We start from the raw sequence: 16,726 nt of genomic DNA on the forward strand, positions 1-16,726 counted from the left end.
CAGACTGGTCGCCGGTCAATCCGGTCTCCCGCCCCGATCCTCATCCTGAGGTGCGCAGCGAAGCGGAGCCTCGAAGGATCCTCCAGGGATCGCGCGGGATCTGGAGGATCCTTCGAGGCCGCTGCGCGGCACCTCAGGATGAGAGGGGGATGGGCTGGATGTCATCGCTCGATCGGTCTGTCAGTCGCCGCGCGTGATGCGGGCATGCTCCGTGATGTAGCGCTCGATCGTCGCCTGATCGTTGGCGAGGTTCGCCACCGTCTCGGGCCGGGTCATCAGGTCGGCGAGGTGGGGCGGCAGAACCGGCCGGCCGCCGCCGGTCGCCTGCGAGACCGCGTCCGGGAATTTTGCGGGATGCGCGGTGGCGAGCGCCACCACCGGCGTCGCCGGATCCTTTTCCAAGAGCTTGCGGCCGGCGCGCACGCCGATGGCGCTGTGGGGATCGAGCACGAGGCCGGCCTTGCGGTAGGTGCCGGCGATCTCGTCCGCCACGTCCGGCTCGCGCACGGCCGCCGCGTCGAATTCTTCGCGCACGCTCGCCAGAACCTCGGGGCCGAGCGCGAAGCCGCCCGACTGCTTCAGGCCCGCCATCAGGCGGCCGAGCGCCGAGGCGTCGCGGTCGAGCGCCTCGAACAGCAGCCGCTCGAAGTTGGACGAGATCTGGATGTCCATCGAGGGCGAGGTGGTCGGCTGCACGCCGCGGGGCTCGTAGGCGCCGTGCTCCAGGGTGCGTGCCAGGATGTCGTTGGCGTTGGTGCCGATCATCAGCCGCTCGATCGGCAGGCCCATCCGCTTGGCGACCCAGCCGGCGAGGATGTCGCCGAAATTGCCGGTCGGCACCGCGAACGACACCTTTCGGTACGGGGCGCCGAGGGCGACCGCGCTCGTGAAATAATAGACGGTCTGCGCGGCCACGCGGGCCCAGTTGATCGAGTTGACGCCCGACAGCTTGACCGCGTCGGCAAAGTCGCCGTGCTGGAACATCGCCTTCACGAGGTTCTGGCAATCGTCGAAATGGCCGTCGATCGCCAGCGCGTGGACGTTCGGCGCGTTGACCGTGGTCATCTGCCGCCGCTGCACCTCCGACACCCGGCCGTGCGGAAACAGGATGAACACGTCGACCTGATCGAGTCCCTTGAAGGCCTCGACCGCCGCGCTTCCCGTATCGCCCGAGGTGGCGCCGACGATGGTGGCGCGCGCGCCCTTGCCCCGCAGCACGTGATCCATCAGCCGCCCGAGGAGCTGCATCGCCACGTCCTTGAACGCCAGCGTCGGCCCGTGAAACAGCTCCATCAGGAACAGGTTGTCGTCGATCTGCGTCAGCGGGCAGATCGCCGGATGGCGGAAGGTCGCGTAGGCGGCCTCGATCATGCCGTCGAGGGCCTCGTCCGGGATCTCGCCGTCGATGAGCGGGCGCAGCACGCGCTTGGCGACCTCGGCGTAGCGCAGGCCGGCGAAACCCGCGATCGCGTCGCGGCCGAGTTGCGGCCAGCTCTCGGGCACGTAGAGGCCGCCGTCGCGGGCGAGGCCCGCGAGCAGCGCATCGGAAAAGCTCAAGGGCGCGGCGGCGCCGCGGGTCGAGACGTGCAGCAAGGAGGCCTCCGGGAAGGCGCCCCCTCTACACGATCGATTCGGCCGTGTCGAAGCGGGGCCGGTCAGGTTTCCGGCCGACGCGGCATCAAACTTTCGGCTCCGCCGGATCATGCAACCGCCGCCACGCGAAAACGGAAAACACGCCGATCAGGCAGGCGGCGATGCCGAACCACGTGAAGGCGTATTGCAGGTGGTTGTTGGGCAGATCGACCCGAAGCTGTCCGCCGCGCGGCCAGCCGCCGGGGTTGGCCGTCGCGTCCGCCTCGATCAGGTAGGGGGCGACGTTCGCCAGATCCCGCGCGGCCGCGATGCCGGGGATGTCGCGGGTGAACCACGCGTCGCGCTTCGGGTCGGATTCCGGCACGAACAGTCCTCGGGTCTCGCTCGCCCGCAGCATGCCGGTGACCGTCGTCTCGCCCGCGACCTGTCCGGCGGCGCGATCCTCGGGCCGTTTCAGCTCGGTCGGCACGAAGCCGCGGTTGATCAGGATCGTCGTGCCGTCGTCCCGCTTCAGGGGCGTGAGCACGTAAAAACCCTGGAGCGCCCGGCCGGGCTCGCCCGGGGCCAGCCCGTGCACCAGCGTCTCCTTGTCGTGGAGGAAGAGGCCCCGCACCCGCACGCGGCGGAACTCGTCGGCGCTGGCGTCCCAGGCGTCGAACGGGGGCGGGGAGGCCGGCGGCTCCGCCCGCGAGCGCTCGACGATCCGGGCGATCAGCGCCTCCTTCTCGCCCTTGCGGACGAGCTGCCACGTGCCGAGCCCGAGCAGGATCGCGAGGCAGACGAGGGTGGCGAGGCCCGGCGCCCACAGGCTGCGCAGGCGCGCGCCGCGCTCGCTCGAAGACGGTTCGGCCACTATCGGAAGCGTCCCTGCTCGGCCTTGTTGGCGAATTGGACCGCCGCCAGCACCCCTTTGAGCGGGCGCACCAGCAGCAGGCTCAGGCCCACGGCGAGGGTGCCCGCGACCAGCGCGTGCACCCAGACCGGCGGCTCGTAGGCGAACTCCATCCAGAGCGCCACGCCGACCACGACGAATCCGACGATCGACATCACGAAGAAGGCCGGTCCGTCCGCCGAATCGAAGGCGGAGAAGTCCTGGCCGCAGACCTCGCAGGCCGGCCTGACGGCGAGGAAGCCGCGGAACAGGTGGCCCTCGCCGCAGGCCGGGCAGCGCCCGCGCAGACCCGTCGGGATCGGGGGCGGCGGCGGATTGGTGGCGGTTCGGTTCACGGGTTCCGCTCCTCGCTCACAGCCGGGTATGGGCGACCGGCTTCGATGGCGCACGCGAAAAAGGGCGGCTCGCGCCGCCCTTCAGGGGTGCCGTCGGTGCAGGACGGCCCGGTGGAGGGCGCTACGGCCTCAGTGGGCCGCGCCGCCGGCGCCCGCGCCCCACACGTAGATGGCGGCGAACAGGAACAGCCACACCACGTCGACGAAGTGCCAGTACCAGGCGGCGAATTCGAAGCCGAGGTGCTGCTTCGGGGTGAAGTCGCCCGCGTAGGCGCGCAGCAGGCAGACGGCGAGGAAGATCGTGCCGATGATGACGTGGGCGCCGTGGAAGCCCGTCGCCATGAAGAAGGTCGAGGAGTAGATCGAGCCGGCGAAGCCGAAATGGGCGTGGGCGTACTCGTAGGCTTGGCAGGCGGTGAACAGCACGCCGAGGACGATGGTGAGCCACAGGCCCATCTTCAGGCCCTTGCGGTCGCCGTGCAGCAGGGCGTGGTGGGCCCAGGTCACGGTGGTGCCCGAGGTGAGCAGGATCAGCGTGTTGAGCAGCGGCAGGTGCCAGGGGTCGAACGCCTCGATGCCCTTGGGCGGCCAGACGCCGCCGGTGAACTCGACGCGCTGGGCCTGGATCGGGTCGGCGGTGTAGAGGGCCGCCTCGAAATAGGCCCAGAACCACGCCACGAAGAACATCACCTCGGAGGCGATGAACATGATCATGCCGTAGCGGTGGTGGAGCTGGACCACGCGGGTGTGGTCGCCGGAATTCGCCTCGTGGGCGACGTCCTTCCACCACGACAGCATGGTGTAGAGCACGCCCAGCGTGCCGGCGCCGAACACGTAGGGGCCGATGGCGAGGCCGCCGGCGGACAGGCCCTTCATCCAGAAGACGGCGCCGAAGGCCATCAGGAACCCGGAGAACGCACCCAGCAGGGGCCACGGGCTCGGATTGATGATGTGGTAGTCGTGGTTCTTGGCGTGCGCCCCGGCCATCGCAACTGTACTCCCTCAGCCCCTGCCCATCGCCGCCTGACGGCCGGGCCCTGTTGCCTTGGAGGTCCGGTTCGGCCGGACCTCGGTTTGAAAGACCTCTACTGCGGCGCTCGCGCCATTGTCACGCTTCGAACCGCCGCTCGACCCCTCAAAAATCGGTCGCGGAGCGGGACTTGCCCGCATCCGCCACCGGCGTACCGTTCTTCGAGGGATAGTAGGTGTAGGACAGCGTCATCTCCGAGAGGTCTCCGATGTCCGGATCCTCGCGCAGGCCGGGATCGACGTAGAACACCAGAGGGAACTCGGCCGATTCGCCCGGTTGCAGCGTGTGCTCGTCGAAGCAGAAGCACTGCACCTTGACGAAGTAGCTGCCCATCAGGTCCGGCTGCACGTTGAACACCGCGATGCCGGTGGACGGCGCGGTGCCGGTATTCGTCACCTTGAAGAACACGGTCGCCGTCCGGCCCGGGACGGCCTCGACGCTCGCCTGTTCGGGCCGGAAGCGCCAGGTCAGGTTCTTCGAGACGTTGGTGTCGAAGCGGACCTTCACCGGAGCCGAGGCCTCGGCTCCGGACGCGGCCGGCGCGGCCCCGACGAGCGGCGTGCCGTTGTAGCCGGTCGCCTTGCAGAACAGGGAGTAGAGCGGGGCCGAGGCGGCGGCGAGGCCGCCCATGCCGAGCACCACGGCGGCGCAGGCGAGCACCGTCCGGCGCGCCCCGCGCGCCGCCTGTCCCCGCCTCTGCCTCGCATCCGTCATCGGTTCACGCCCTCAGAGCGGCCGCTGCAGGACCTGCGGCCCGAGCTTGGCGATCGTCAGCACGAAGAACAGCAGCACCAGGGCGCCGAGCGTCAGGGCGATGGCGACCGAGCGCTTGCGCCGGGCCCTGGCCTCCTCCGGCGTCAGCGGACGCACACCTTCCGGGAGATCGGACATGGCGGACCTCACGCCGCGACCGCGCGGAACAGTCCGAGCCCCTGCTCGGCGAGCAGCGCCGAGAAGAGCAGGAACAGGTAGAGGATCGAGAAGGCGAACAGGCCCATCGCCGCCTTGCGCTCGGGCTCGCCCTCGCGCAGCCGGAACACCTGCACCGCGCCCGCGAGCATCCCGAGGCCACCGAGCACGCCGACGACGGCGTAGAGCCAGCCGCCGAAGCCGAGCCAGACCGGCACGAGGGCCAGCGGGGCCAGCAGCAGAGAGTACCAGACGATCTGGCGGCGGGTGGAATCGGGACCGGCGACGTTGGGCATCATCGGGATGCCGGCGCGGGCGTACTCGCCGCTCTTGACGAGCGCCAGCGCCCAGAAATGCGGCGGCGTCCAGACGAAGATGATCGCGAACAGCACCAGCGACTCGATGCCGACATGGCCGGTCACCGCCGCCTGCCCCACCACCGGGGGAAGGGCGCCGGCCGCGCCGCCGATGACGATGTTCTGCGCGGTCGCCCGCTTCAGCCACATCGAGTAGATCACGGCGTAGAACACGATGGTGAAGGCGAGGAGCCCGGCGGCGAGCCAGTTCGAGGCGAGCCCCAGGATCAGGACCGAGCCGACCGAGAGGACGATGCCGAAGGCGAGCGCCTCGTCGGGGCGGATGCGCCCGTCGGGGATCGGCCGCTTGGCGGTGCGGGTCATCAGCGCGTCGATGTCGGCGTCCCACCACATGTTGAGGCAGCCCGAGGCGCCGGCCCCGACCGCGATCATCAGGAGCGAGATCGCGGCGACCACCGGGTTCACGGCGGCGTGCGAGACCACCATGCCGACGAGCGCGGTGAAGATCACGAGCACCATCACCCGCGGCTTGAGCAGGGCGAAGAAGTCGGAAACCTCGCCGCCCGCGGCGGCGGAGAGCGACGCGGTGCCGGCGTCGGCGCTGAGGCTGTTCGACAGGCTCGTCATGGGAACCGTGATCTGACGCTTGTTCTGACGTTTCGGATCGCGCCGTTGGCGGGCGCCGCCCTTTGCGGGAGGTCTCGGGGAGGCCTCCGGGAAAGAGCGAGGACCGCCGGGGCGGTCCTCGCGATCCTAGCTTTCGACCGCCTTTTAATGGGCCGGCTCGTCGACGATCTCGGGGAGCGTCTCGAACTGGTGGAAGGGCGGCGGCGAGGAGAGGGTCCATTCCAGGGTGGTGGCACCCTCGCCCCACGGATTGTCCGCGGCGCGGGTCTTGGAGCGGAAGGCCAGCACGATGCCGATCACGAACACGATCATGCTCAGGGCGAAGACGTGCCCCCCCAGCGTCGCGACCTTGTGCCAGGGGGCGAAGGCCTCCGGGTAGTCGGCGTAGCGGCGCGGCATGCCGGCGAGACCGAGGAAGTGCATCGGGAAGAACAGGACGTTCGCGCCGATGAAGGCCAGCCAGAAGTGCAGCTTGCCCGCCCATTCCGGGATGACGTGGCCGGTCATCTTCGGGAACCAGTAGTAGATACCGGCGAAGATGATGAACACGGCACCGAGCGAGAGCACGTAGTGGAAGTGCGCCACCACGTAGTAGGTGTCGTGCAGGTACTTATCGACCGCCGAGTTCGCGAGCACGACGCCGGTGACGCCGCCGACCGTGAACAGGAAGATGAAGCCGACCGCCCAGTGCATCGCCGCGGTGAAGCGGATCGAGCCGCCCCACATCGTCGCGATCCACGAGAAGATCTTCACGCCGGTCGGGACCGCGATCACCATGGTCGCGAAGACGAAGTAGGACTGTGTCTGGAGCGACAGGCCGACGGTGTACATGTGGTGGGCCCACACGACGAAGCCGACGACGCCGATGGCGACCATGGCATAGGCCATGGCGAGGTAGCCGAAGACGGGCTTGCGCGAGAAGGTGGCGATGATGTGGGAGACGATGCCGAAGGCCGGCAGGATCATCACGTACACTTCGGGGTGGCCGAAGAACCAGAACAGGTGCTGGTAGAGCACCGGGTCGCCGCCGCCCTCGGGGGCGAAGAAGGTGGTGCCGAAGTTGCGGTCGGTCAGCAGCATCGTGATCGCGCCGGCGAGCACCGGGAGCGACAGCAGCAGCAGGAAGGCGGTCACCAGCTCGGCCCAGGCGAACAGCGGCATCTTGTGCAGCGTCATGCCGGGCGCGCGCATGTTGAGGATGGTGGTGATGAAGTTGATCGCGCCGAGGATCGAGCCCGCGCCCGCGAGGTGGAGCGAGAAGATCGCGAAGTCGACCGCCGGGCCGGGATGGCCGGCCGAGGAGGAGAGCGGCGGGTAGACGGTCCAGCCGGTGCCCGCGCCGCTGGCGCCGGGGGAACCCTCGACGAACAGCGAGCAGACGAGGCAGGCGAAGCCCGACACCATCAGCCAGAACGAGATGTTGTTCATCCGCGGGAAGGCCATGTCCGGCGCGCCGATCATCAGCGGGACGAACCAGTTGCCGAAGCCGCCGATCAGGGCCGGCATCACCATGAAGAACACCATGATGAGGCCGTGGCCGGTGACGAACACGTTGTAGGTCGCCGGGTTGGAGAAGTACTGGAGCCCCGGCTCCTCCATCTCCATGCGGATGCCGAAGGACAGGAACGCGCCGATGATGCCCGCCATGAAGGCGAAGATCAGGTAGAGCGTGCCGATGTCCTTGTGGTTCGTCGAGAGGAACCAGCGGGAGAAGAACGAGGGCTTGTGGTCGTGGTGGGCGTCATGCCCGGCATGTGCTGTGGCGGTGGCCATCGATCCTTGCCTTAATCAGATGTCTGTCGCCTCTGGCGAAGGGAGGTCCGGCCGGGGCGCGGCCCCGGCCCGGTGAAGGGTTCAGCGGGCGTCCGCGAGGCGCGCGCCGTTGTCGGTCGCGGCGTACTTGGTCTTCGCCTCGGTCAGCCACTCGGCATAGGCCTGCTCGCTCACCACGCGCACGGTGATCGGCATGTAGGCGTGCCGGGCGCCGCACAGCTCGGAGCACTGGCCGTGATAGGTGCCCTCGCGGTCGGCCTTGAACCACCACTGGTTCAGGCGGCCGGGGATCGCATCGATCTTGCCGCCGAAGGAGGGGATCGCCCAGGAGTGGATCACGTCGCCGGAGGTGACCTGCACCTTCACGATCTTGCCCACCGGCACGACCATGTCGTTGTCGGTGGCGAGCAGCTTCGGCTGCTGCTCCTCGTCGACGTTGGCGTCGAAGGTGAAGCCGCCCTTGTCGCCCTCGGCCGGGTACTCGTACGACCAGTACCAGGCGTGCCCGATCACCTTGACCAGCACGTCGGCCTTCGGATCGGAGAGCTGCGTGCGCAGGGTGCGGAAGGAGGGAATCGCCACCGCCACGAGGATGAGGACCGGGATGATGGTCCAGGCCACCTCGATCATCGTGTTGTGCGTGGTCCGGGACGGAACCGGGTTCGCCTTCTCGTTGAACTTGAAGATGCAGCAGAGGATCAGGACGAGAACGAACACCGAGATGCCGAAGGCCAGCCAGTGCAGGCCGTTCTCGAAGAGATGGAGGTCGGCGGCCTCGGCCGTGACCGGAACCTGACGGTCCATCTGCCACGGCTCGGGCTGGCCGATGCCGGCCGCGAGAGCGGAGGAGGACGGGCCGAGGAGAGCGCCGAGCGCGGCGAGCCCCCACGATGACCGATGTTGCGCCTGCGTCGTCCGCATGTCCCCGCTTGGCTCCCCTGGTGCTATGGTTTGTTCGCCCTTGAATTCGCCGACGGGCGTCGCAAATCCAGGGTGCTGCCCGGCCCTTTCGCGGGTCTTGCCGAATTCCGGCTTGACCGTGTCGCTGCCGGATGGGCGGTCGCGACGTAGAACCATACTGATCGTAAAACCGCAACCGCAACAACGTTGCCAAGCGTCGCATGAAGGGTTGCGTGGACGCGGGATGGGCCTCGTGCGGCGAGGCTTTTGCTTCGTCCGGGCCGGTTTCGGAGATTGCGGATGCGGCTCTTCGGGCAAGATCCCCGACTCGGGCAAGACCCCCGACAGGAATCTGAGGATGACGGCCCGGAAAGGGGGCCGGCCACGGCGGTGCGGATCGGAACGCTCGTCGTCGCCTACGACGCGGCCGAGGCGCGGCCCGATTCCCGGGCGCTCGCCGTCGAGATGCCGGTCAACGTCGTCTACGGCAGCGTACCCTACGCCGTGATGATGCTGACGCCCGCCGATCTCGAAGACTTCGCCTACGGCTTCAGCCTGACCGAGGGCGTGATCGAGACGCCCGACGAGATCCGCGGCGTCGCGGTGGAGCCGGGCGAGGGCGGCCTGCGGCTGCTGGTCGATCTCGCCCCGGGGCGCCTGCGCGAGCACCTCGCCCGCAAGCGCGCGATCAGCGGCCGCACCGGCTGCGGGGTCTGCGGCATCGACGACCTGTCCGCACTTCCGACCGCCAAGACCCGCTCCGGCACGGGGCCGCTGAAGGGCCCGCGGGTGACGCTCACGGCGATCGAGGCGGCCCTCGCCGCCCTGTCCGACCGTCAGGCGCTCAACCGTGAGACCCGGGCGGTGCACGCCGCCGGCTGGGCCCGGCTCGACGGCACGCTCACGGCCGTGCGCGAGGATGTCGGCCGCCACAACGCACTGGACAAGTGCATCGGCGCGCTGCTGCGCGACGGCACCCGGCCGGACGAGGGCTTCCTCGTCATCACCAGCCGCTGCTCGTTCGAGATGGCGGAGAAGGCGGCGACCTTGGGCGCCTCGGTGCTGGTGGCGATCTCCGCCCCGACGTCCCTCGCCATCGAGCGGGCGCGCTGCCATGACATGACGCTCTGCGCCATCGCCCGCTCCGACACGCTCACCGTGTTCTCCGGCCGCGAGCGCTTGCTGCTGGCCGGGGAGGGCGGCCGAGCCGCCATTCCGGCCCGGGTCTGACAGGTCGGAGTCTTCAGAGCCCGTTCGACGGCGGTGATCCCATCTCGCCCCTCGGGATGAGGGTGGGGAGGGGAGCAGGGCTTTTCTCTCGCCTTGCCGTGGCCTGACGAAGACACGTCGGCCGCTCAAGCAGGCTCTCAGTTGGCGCCGGCCTCGCCGCTGCCGCCGGGGACCACCGTCGCCCCACCGATCACGCGCACCTTGCGGCTGCCGTCGGCCGGGGGGTCCTGCCAGCCCTTCTTCGCGGCCGGCGCGGGTGTCGAATCGGCGGTCTTCGCAGGCTCCTTCGGCGTTTCCTTCGCTGTTTCCCTGGCCGCGTCCCGCGCCGGCTCGGTCCGGCCGGTCTCGACCATGGCCCCCTCGGTCTTCGGCTCGACCGCCTTGGCCTCCTGACGCGTGTCGGGTTCGGCGTCCGACTTGGCCGCCGGCGTCATCGCCTCCGATCCGGATCGTCCCGGCCGCAGGCTCGGCTCGGGCGCGGGCGGGGCGATGCGCGCCTGGGACGGCAGTTTCGGCGACGGCGCGGTCCGGGCCGCGCGCCGCGGCGCCTCGGAGCGCGAAGCGGCATCGGGATTGACGCCGAGCGGATTGGGGTCGGGCCGCGCGGCCGGCGCCACCCGCTGGGCCGACGGGGCTCGGGCGGCGTCGCGCACCTCGCCCGGGGGCGCGTTGCGGAGGGCTGGGCGGAGGGCCGGGCGGAGGGCCGGGCGGAGGGCCGGGACGGAGGGGATGTCGGCGGGCGGCACGATGCGCTCGGCCTCGCGCAGCGGGCGGCGGGGGCGCATGTCGTCCTCGGTCCAGCCGTAGCCGGGCGCCGCCGGGCGAACCCGTTCGGCCGGATAATAGGCGCCGCCGAGCGGCTCGCGTCCGATGATGTCGCCCTCGCGGGCATCGACCACGAGCCGGATGCGCAGGCCGCGCGGGCTCGTCGCCTCGACGCGGTAGGTTCGTCCGTCGTAGCGGGGACGGCCGATCTCGGTGAAGCCGCGGTCCTGCAGGCCCTCGACCACCTCGCGCGGCGGCAACGGGCCGTCATCCTCGAAGTCGACGGTCCGCGGCGGGCCGTAGACTTCGCGGTGGAAGCCTTGGGCGGCAGCGGCCTGAATGCCGGCTCCCGTCAGAAGCACGGCGACGAGACCGTGCCCGAGGCTGCGGCGCAGCGCCGCTCGCGCGGCATGACCGGGGGCGTGACGGCTCGAAGCCATAGGACCTCTCGAACCCGAACTCTTGCAAAAACAGGCCCCGGGGGCTCGCTGTTGTCCGCGAGTCCCCCGGCGTCACGGCAGACGCGATCCCCGCATTCCCTCCGTGCCGGCAACGATTTCTAAACGATCGATTGGGGCGAGATTGCGGACCTCGCGAATTCGGCCAGGATCCTCCGAAGAGCCCGCCGCCGTCGCGACGGCCCGGCCGCCGAGGGCACGGATGCGTTGCGTGAATCCAGGGCCTGTTCAAAAGGCCGGCGCCGGGCCCGGTCGGCCCCTTGCTGGAATGAATGAAATCTGGCAACGTCCGCCTATAGGACAGCAAGACTGTCCCATTTGTCGCGCTTGGCCGTCGGGCGAGCTGTGGGGATTCATCACGTGATCGACGTGACGTCCGAACGCGCTGAAAAACCGGTGACCGTCAAGGCGATCCGGGCGAGCGCCGGCTGAGCGAGCCGGGCTTCAGCCCGCGGGTCGGCGGGCGATTCCGGCAGGAAGAACCCGACCCCACCCGACTCGGTACCAGGAAGGCTGCGGCCCGGGCACCCAAGGTGCGCGGGCACGAAACATGCTCGCGTGCGGGCAGGGTCGGAGATGCGGACGATGCGTGAGATCCCGTCTGAACTGTCGGTGCCGGTCGTGAACGGCGAGACCGCCGCCCCGTCGCGGGCGCCCTCGCGGGCCGGGGCCACGCCGCTGATCCTGCGCGACCCCGCCCTGCCGCGGGCGCAAGGCGCCTACGATCCGGCCCACGAGCGCGATGCCTGCGGCGTCGGCTTCGTCGCCGACATGCACGACCGTCGCAGCCACGCCATCGTCGAGCAGGGTCTCAAGATCCTCGAGAACATCGATCACCGCGGCGCGGTCGGTGCCGACCCGACCATGGGCGACGGCTGCGGCATCCTCACCCAGATCCCGCACGGTTTCTTCAGCGAGGAATGCTCGCGCCTCGGCTTCGAGCTGCCGCCCGCCGGCCGGTACGCCATCGGCCAGCTCTTCCTGCCGAAGGACGCGGACGCCCGCGCCGCCATCGAGACGATCGTCGAGAAGACGCTGGCCGACGAGGGCCTGCTGCTGCTCGGCTGGCGCGACGTGCCGGTCGATTCGGCCGACCTCGGCAAGGCGGTGAAGGAGACCGAGCCGCACCACCGGCAGGTGTTCATCGGCTGCCCGGCCAGCGTGTCCGACCAGGACGCCTTCGAGCGGCGCGTCTACATCGCCCGCAAGGTGATCTCGAACAAGGTCTACGGCCTCGAAGACGAGCGGGCGAAGGCGTTCTACCCCGTCTCGGTGTCGAGCCGGACCATCGTCTACAAGGGCATGGTGCTCGTGCACCAGCTCGGCCACTACTATCTCGACCTGAAGGACCCGCGCTACGTCTCGGCGCTGGCGCTCGTCCACCAGCGCTTCGCGACGAACACCTTCCCGACCTGGCGCCTGTCGCACCCCTACCGGATGGTCGCGCATAACGGCGAGATCAACACGCTGCGCGGCAACGTGAACTGGATGGCCGCGCGCCAGGCCAGCGTCGATTCGGAGCTGTTCGGCAACGACATCTCGAAGATCTGGCCGATCTCCTACGAGGGCCAGTCCGACACCGCCTGCTTCGACAACGCCCTCGAATTCCTCGTGGCCGGCGGCTACTCGCTCGCCCACGCGATGATGATGCTCATTCCCGAGGCCTGGGCCGGCAACCCGCTGATGGGCGAGGAGCGGCGCGCCTTCTACGAGTATCACGCCGCGCTGATGGAGCCGTGGGACGGCCCGGCCGCCGTCGCCTTCACCGACGGGCGCCAGATCGGCGCCACCCTCGACCGCAACGGCCTCAGGCCCGCCCGCTACATCGTCACCGACGACGGCCTCGTCGTGCTCGCCTCCGAGATGGGCGTGCTGCCGATCCCCGACGAGAAGATCGTCCAGTCCTGGCGCCTGCAGCCGGGCCGGATGCTGCTGATCGACCTGACGAGGGGCCGCATCGTCTCCGACGAGGAGATCAAGGGCGAGCTGGCTGGCGCGCACCCCTATGCCGAGTGGGTCAGGAACACCCAGATCGTGCTGGAGGAGCTGCACCCGATCAGCCCGCGGGCCTCGCGCACGGACGTGTCCCTGCTCGATCGCCAGCAGGCCTTCGGCTACACCCAGGAAGACCTCAAGCTGCTCATGGCCCCCATGGCCGTGACCGGCCAGGAGGCGGTCGGCTCGATGGGCTCGGACACGCCGCTCTCGGCGCTCTCCGACAAGCCGAAGCTGCTCTACACCTACTTCAAGCAGAACTTCGCGCAGGTGACGAACCCGCCGATCGATCCGATCCGCGAGGAGGCCGTGATGAGCCTCGTCTCGTTCATCGGCCCGCGCCCGAATCTCCTGGACATGGAAGGCGCGTCCCGGCGCAAGCGCCTGGAGGTGCGCCAGCCGATCCTGACCAACGGCGACCTCGAGAAGATCCGGTCGATCTCGCACTTCGAGGACCGCTTCGACACCAAGACGCTCGACATCACCTACGCCGCCGAATCCGGCGCCGCGGCGATGGAGGGTGCCCTCGACCGCCTGTGCGACCGGGCCGAGGTCGCGGTGCGCGGCGGCTACAACATCATCATCCTGTCCGACCGCATGGTCGGGCCGGACCGCATCCCGATCCCGGCGCTGCTCGCGACCGCGGCCGTGCACAACTACCTGATCCGCAAGGGGCTTCGCACCTCGGTCGGCCTCGTGGTCGAGTCGGGCGAGCCGCGCGAGGTGCATCACTTCGCCTGCCTCGCCGGCTACGGCGCCGAGGCCGTGAACCCCTACCTCGCCTTCGAGACGCTTGTTTCGATGAAGGACGAGTTCCCGCCGGACCTCACCGACGACGAGATCGTCTACCGCTACATCAAGTCGATCGACAAGGGCCTGCTCAAGGTCATGTCCAAGATGGGCATCTCGACCTACCAGTCCTATTGCGGCGCGCAGATCTTCGACGCGATCGGCCTGAACTCCGACTTCGTGGCCAAGGACTTCTTCGGCACGGCGACCACGGTCGAGGGCATCGGCATGGCCGAGGTCGCCCAGGAGACGGCGCTGCGCCATCAGGATGCCTTCGGCGACGCCCCGATCTACCGCAGCGCGCTGGATGTCGGCGGCGAGTACGCCTATCGGCTCCGCGGCGAGACCCACACCTGGACGCCCGACACCGTGGCGACGCTGCAGCACGCGGTGCGCCTCGGCGCGGCCGAGCGCTACCGCGAATACGCCCGGCTGGTGAACGAGCAGGAGAACCACCTCAAGACCCTGCGCGGCCTGTTCCGGATCAAGACCGCCGCCGATCTCGGCCGCGAGCCCATCGACGTCGCGGCGGTCGAGCCGGCCTCCGAGATCGTCAGGCGCTTCGCCACGGGCGCGATGTCCTACGGCTCCATCTCGAAGGAGGCGCACGAGACGCTCGCCATCGCGATGAACTCCTTCGGCGGCCGCTCGAACTCGGGCGAGGGCGGCGAGGAGCCGCGCCGCTTCGTTCCCGGGCCGGACGGGCGCTCGCGCCGTTCCGCCATCAAGCAGGTCGCCTCGGGCCGCTTCGGCGTCACGACCGAGTACCTCGTCAACGGCGACATGGTCCAGATCAAGGTCGCGCAGGGCGCCAAGCCCGGCGAGGGCGGCCAGTTGCCCGGCCACAAGGTCGACGCCAAGATCGCCAAGGTCCGCTACGCCACCCCGGGCGTCGGCCTGATCTCGCCGCCGCCGCACCACGACATCTACTCGATCGAGGATCTGGCCCAGCTCATCTTCGATCTCAAGAACGTCAATCCCGCGGCTGACATCTCCGTAAAACTCGTCTCCGAGGTCGGCGTCGGCACGGTCGCGGCGGGCGTCGCCAAGGCGCGCGCCGACCACATCACGATCTCCGGCTTCGACGGCGGCACCGGCGCGGCGCCGCTCACCTCGATCAAGCACGCCGGCGGCCCCTGGGAGACGGGGCTCGCCGAGACGCAGCAGACGCTGGTGATGAACGGCCTGCGCGGCCGCGTCGCGCTCCAGGCCGACGGCGGCATCCGCACCGGCAAGGACGTGATGATCGCGGTGCTGCTCGGTGCCGACCAGATCGGCTTCTCGACCGCGCCGCTGATCGCGGCCGGCTGCATCATGATGCGCAAGTGCCATCTCAACACCTGCCCCGTGGGGGTCGCCACCCAGGACCCGGTGCTGAGGAAGCGCTTCAAGGGGACGCCCGAGCACGTCGTCAACTACTTCTTCTTCGTGGCCGAAGAGCTGCGGGAGATGATGGCGTCGATGGGCTTCACCCGGCTCGAAGACCTGATCGGCCGTTCCGACTTCCTCGACAAGCACGAGGCGATCGCGCACTGGAAGGCCCGGGGCCTCGATTTTTCGAGGTTGTTCCACCGGCCCGAGGTCGGCCCGGAGGTGGCGATCCGCCATGTCGAGACGCAGCACCACCCGATCGACACGGTGCTCGACCGCCGCCTGATCGCGGGCGCCGAGAGCGCCATCGAGGCCGGCGAGCCGGTGACCCTCACCGACGTGATCCGCAACTCGGATCGCGCCGCGGGCGCCATGCTCTCGGGCGCGGTGGCCAAGCGCCACGGCCATGACGGCCTGCCCGACGACACCATCGTGGTGCGGCTCAACGGCACCGCCGGCCAGAGCTTCGGCGCGTGGCTCGCCGCGGGCGTGACCCTGGATCTCACCGGCCACGGCAACGACTACGTCGGCAAGGGCCTGTCGGGCGGCAAGCTGATCATCCGGCCGAGCGCGGCGCTGAAGGCCCCCCCCGCCCGCACGATCATGGCCGGCAACACCGTGCTCTACGGGGCGATCGCGGGCGAGTGCTACATCCGCGGTGCGGCGGGCGAGCGCTTCGCCGTGCGCAATTCCGGCGCCATCACCGTGGTCGAGGGCATGGGCGACCACGGCTGCGAGTACATGACCGGCGGCGTCGTGGTCTCGATCGGCGTGACGGGCCGCAACTTCGCGGCGGGCATGTCCGGCGGCATCGCCTACGTGCTCGACGAGGACGGCTCGTTCCGCGACCGCTGCAACCTGTCGATGGTCGATCTGGAGCCGGTGGAGGAGGAGGACGACGTCATGCGCCGCTTCCACCAGGACGGCGACCTCGAGACCAAGGGCCGGGTCGACATCCTCGCGGACATGTCGGGCCACGACGAGGAGCGGCTCAGCCAGCTCCTCACCAACCACCTGAAGTACACCGGCTCGCCGAAGGCCAAGCAGATCCTCGACGACTGGGCGGGCTTCCGCACCAAGTTCGTCAAGGTGATGCCGGTCGAGTATCGCCGGGCCCTGCGCGAGATGGAGATGGCGCGCATGCCGGTGGCGGCGGAATGATCTTGGCCGGGTCGAAGGCGGACGGCACAGGTGGAGATCACCTTCGACCCGGCCAAGCGCGAGCGGACGCTTCTGGGGCGCGGGCTCGATTTCGCCCGAAGCGCTGAGGTGTTCGCCACGGCGGTCGCCACGTTCGTCGACGCGAGGAGCGATTACGGAGAGAGACGGGAGATCACGGTCGGATATCTTGACGGACGTATGATCGTCGTCGTCTGGACAGAACGCGACGGCGCCTGTCGGATCATCAGCATGAGGAAGGCCAATGAGCGAGAGCAAGCGCGCTACCGCCCCGGACTCTGATCGGCCGATGCATCCCGACGAGATCGGCTGGGATCCGGACGATGCGCCGGAACTCGATGACGAGTGGTTCGAGCGGGCCGATCATCTCATTGCCGGCAAGCTCGTCCAGCGCGGTCATCGTCCCGGCGAGACCGAACGGCTCGTCCTGCCGACCGAGATCGTGGAACGCTTCCGCGCTCGCGGTCCCGGATGGCAGATCCGGATCGAGGACGCGCTGAAGGAATGGATGGCCGAGCATCCGGAGCGGCTCTGAGTCATCGAACCGAGATCAGTGGGCCGCA

The 16,726-nt window shown here is 69.4% G+C and carries 14 protein-coding genes; 4 read left to right on the forward strand and 10 right to left on the reverse strand.

What is annotated here, in order from left to right; genetic code table 11:
- Window positions 1-180: 180 nt before the first annotated feature.
- From thrC to coxB, 9 genes are all read right to left on the reverse strand, one after another.
- The gene (gene thrC / locus PGN25_19605) at window positions 181-1,593 is read right to left on the reverse strand and encodes a threonine synthase (protein ID MEH3119719.1); all 1,413 of its coding nucleotides are present in this window, start codon (window positions 1,591-1,593) and stop codon (window positions 181-183) included.
- 85 nt (window positions 1,594-1,678) lie between these two features.
- Window positions 1,679-2,446, reverse strand: coding sequence for an SURF1 family protein (locus PGN25_19610; protein MEH3119720.1), 768 nt, complete (start codon window positions 2,444-2,446; stop codon window positions 1,679-1,681).
- Window positions 2,446-2,820 (reverse strand): DUF983 domain-containing protein, encoded by a 375-nt coding sequence (locus PGN25_19615; GenBank protein ID MEH3119721.1) that lies wholly within the window; start codon window positions 2,818-2,820, stop codon window positions 2,446-2,448. The genes PGN25_19610 and PGN25_19615 overlap by 1 nt, the downstream gene beginning before the upstream one ends.
- A 129-nt stretch (window positions 2,821-2,949) precedes the next feature.
- Entirely contained in the window at window positions 2,950-3,807 is an 858-nt protein-coding gene (locus tag PGN25_19620) for a cytochrome c oxidase subunit 3 (protein ID MEH3119722.1), read from the reverse strand.
- A gap of 148 nt (window positions 3,808-3,955) precedes the next feature.
- Entirely contained in the window at window positions 3,956-4,564 is a 609-nt protein-coding gene (locus tag PGN25_19625; protein MEH3119723.1) for a cytochrome c oxidase assembly protein, read from the reverse strand.
- 12 nt (window positions 4,565-4,576) lie between these two features.
- Complete coding sequence (locus tag PGN25_19630) at window positions 4,577-4,741, reverse strand: hypothetical protein (GenBank protein ID MEH3119724.1); 165 nt, start codon at window positions 4,739-4,741, stop codon at window positions 4,577-4,579.
- A gap of 8 nt (window positions 4,742-4,749) precedes the next feature.
- Complete coding sequence (locus PGN25_19635; GenBank protein ID MEH3119725.1) at window positions 4,750-5,703, reverse strand: heme o synthase; 954 nt, start codon at window positions 5,701-5,703, stop codon at window positions 4,750-4,752.
- 144 nt (window positions 5,704-5,847) lie between these two features.
- Window positions 5,848-7,476, reverse strand: a complete 1,629-nt coding sequence (gene ctaD / locus PGN25_19640; protein ID MEH3119726.1) for a cytochrome c oxidase subunit I — start codon at window positions 7,474-7,476, stop codon at window positions 5,848-5,850.
- An 81-nt stretch (window positions 7,477-7,557) separates the two neighbouring features.
- The gene (gene coxB, locus PGN25_19645; GenBank protein MEH3119727.1) at window positions 7,558-8,397 is read right to left on the reverse strand and encodes a cytochrome c oxidase subunit II; all 840 of its coding nucleotides are present in this window, start codon (window positions 8,395-8,397) and stop codon (window positions 7,558-7,560) included.
- Window positions 8,398-8,676: 279 nt separating this feature from the next.
- Here coxB and fdhD point away from each other — a divergent pair, with 279 nt between their 5' ends.
- Entirely contained in the window at window positions 8,677-9,606 is a 930-nt protein-coding gene (fdhD, locus tag PGN25_19650) for a formate dehydrogenase accessory sulfurtransferase FdhD (GenBank protein ID MEH3119728.1), read from the forward strand.
- A 137-nt stretch (window positions 9,607-9,743) separates the two neighbouring features.
- Here fdhD and PGN25_19655 read toward each other — a convergent pair whose 3' ends face one another.
- Entirely contained in the window at window positions 9,744-10,811 is a 1,068-nt protein-coding gene (locus PGN25_19655) for a hypothetical protein (GenBank protein ID MEH3119729.1), read from the reverse strand.
- A gap of 603 nt (window positions 10,812-11,414) precedes the next feature.
- On the opposite strand from PGN25_19655, the gene gltB reads away from it, so the two are divergent.
- From gltB to PGN25_19670, 3 genes are read left to right on the forward strand one after another with little or no spacing between them, the layout of a single operon-like run.
- Window positions 11,415-16,145, forward strand: coding sequence for a glutamate synthase large subunit (gltB, locus tag PGN25_19660; GenBank protein ID MEH3119730.1), 4,731 nt, complete (start codon window positions 11,415-11,417; stop codon window positions 16,143-16,145).
- Window positions 16,146-16,175: 30 nt separating this feature from the next.
- Window positions 16,176-16,445, forward strand: coding sequence for a BrnT family toxin (locus PGN25_19665; GenBank protein MEH3119731.1), 270 nt, complete (start codon window positions 16,176-16,178; stop codon window positions 16,443-16,445).
- A gap of 7 nt (window positions 16,446-16,452) precedes the next feature.
- Window positions 16,453-16,698, forward strand: coding sequence for a BrnA antitoxin family protein (locus PGN25_19670; GenBank protein MEH3119732.1), 246 nt, complete (start codon window positions 16,453-16,455; stop codon window positions 16,696-16,698).
- Window positions 16,699-16,726 lie beyond the last annotated feature (28 nt).

Source organism: Methylorubrum populi, from assembly GCA_036946625.1.
GTDB classification, from domain to species: domain Bacteria; phylum Pseudomonadota; class Alphaproteobacteria; order Rhizobiales; family Beijerinckiaceae; genus Methylobacterium; species Methylobacterium populi_C.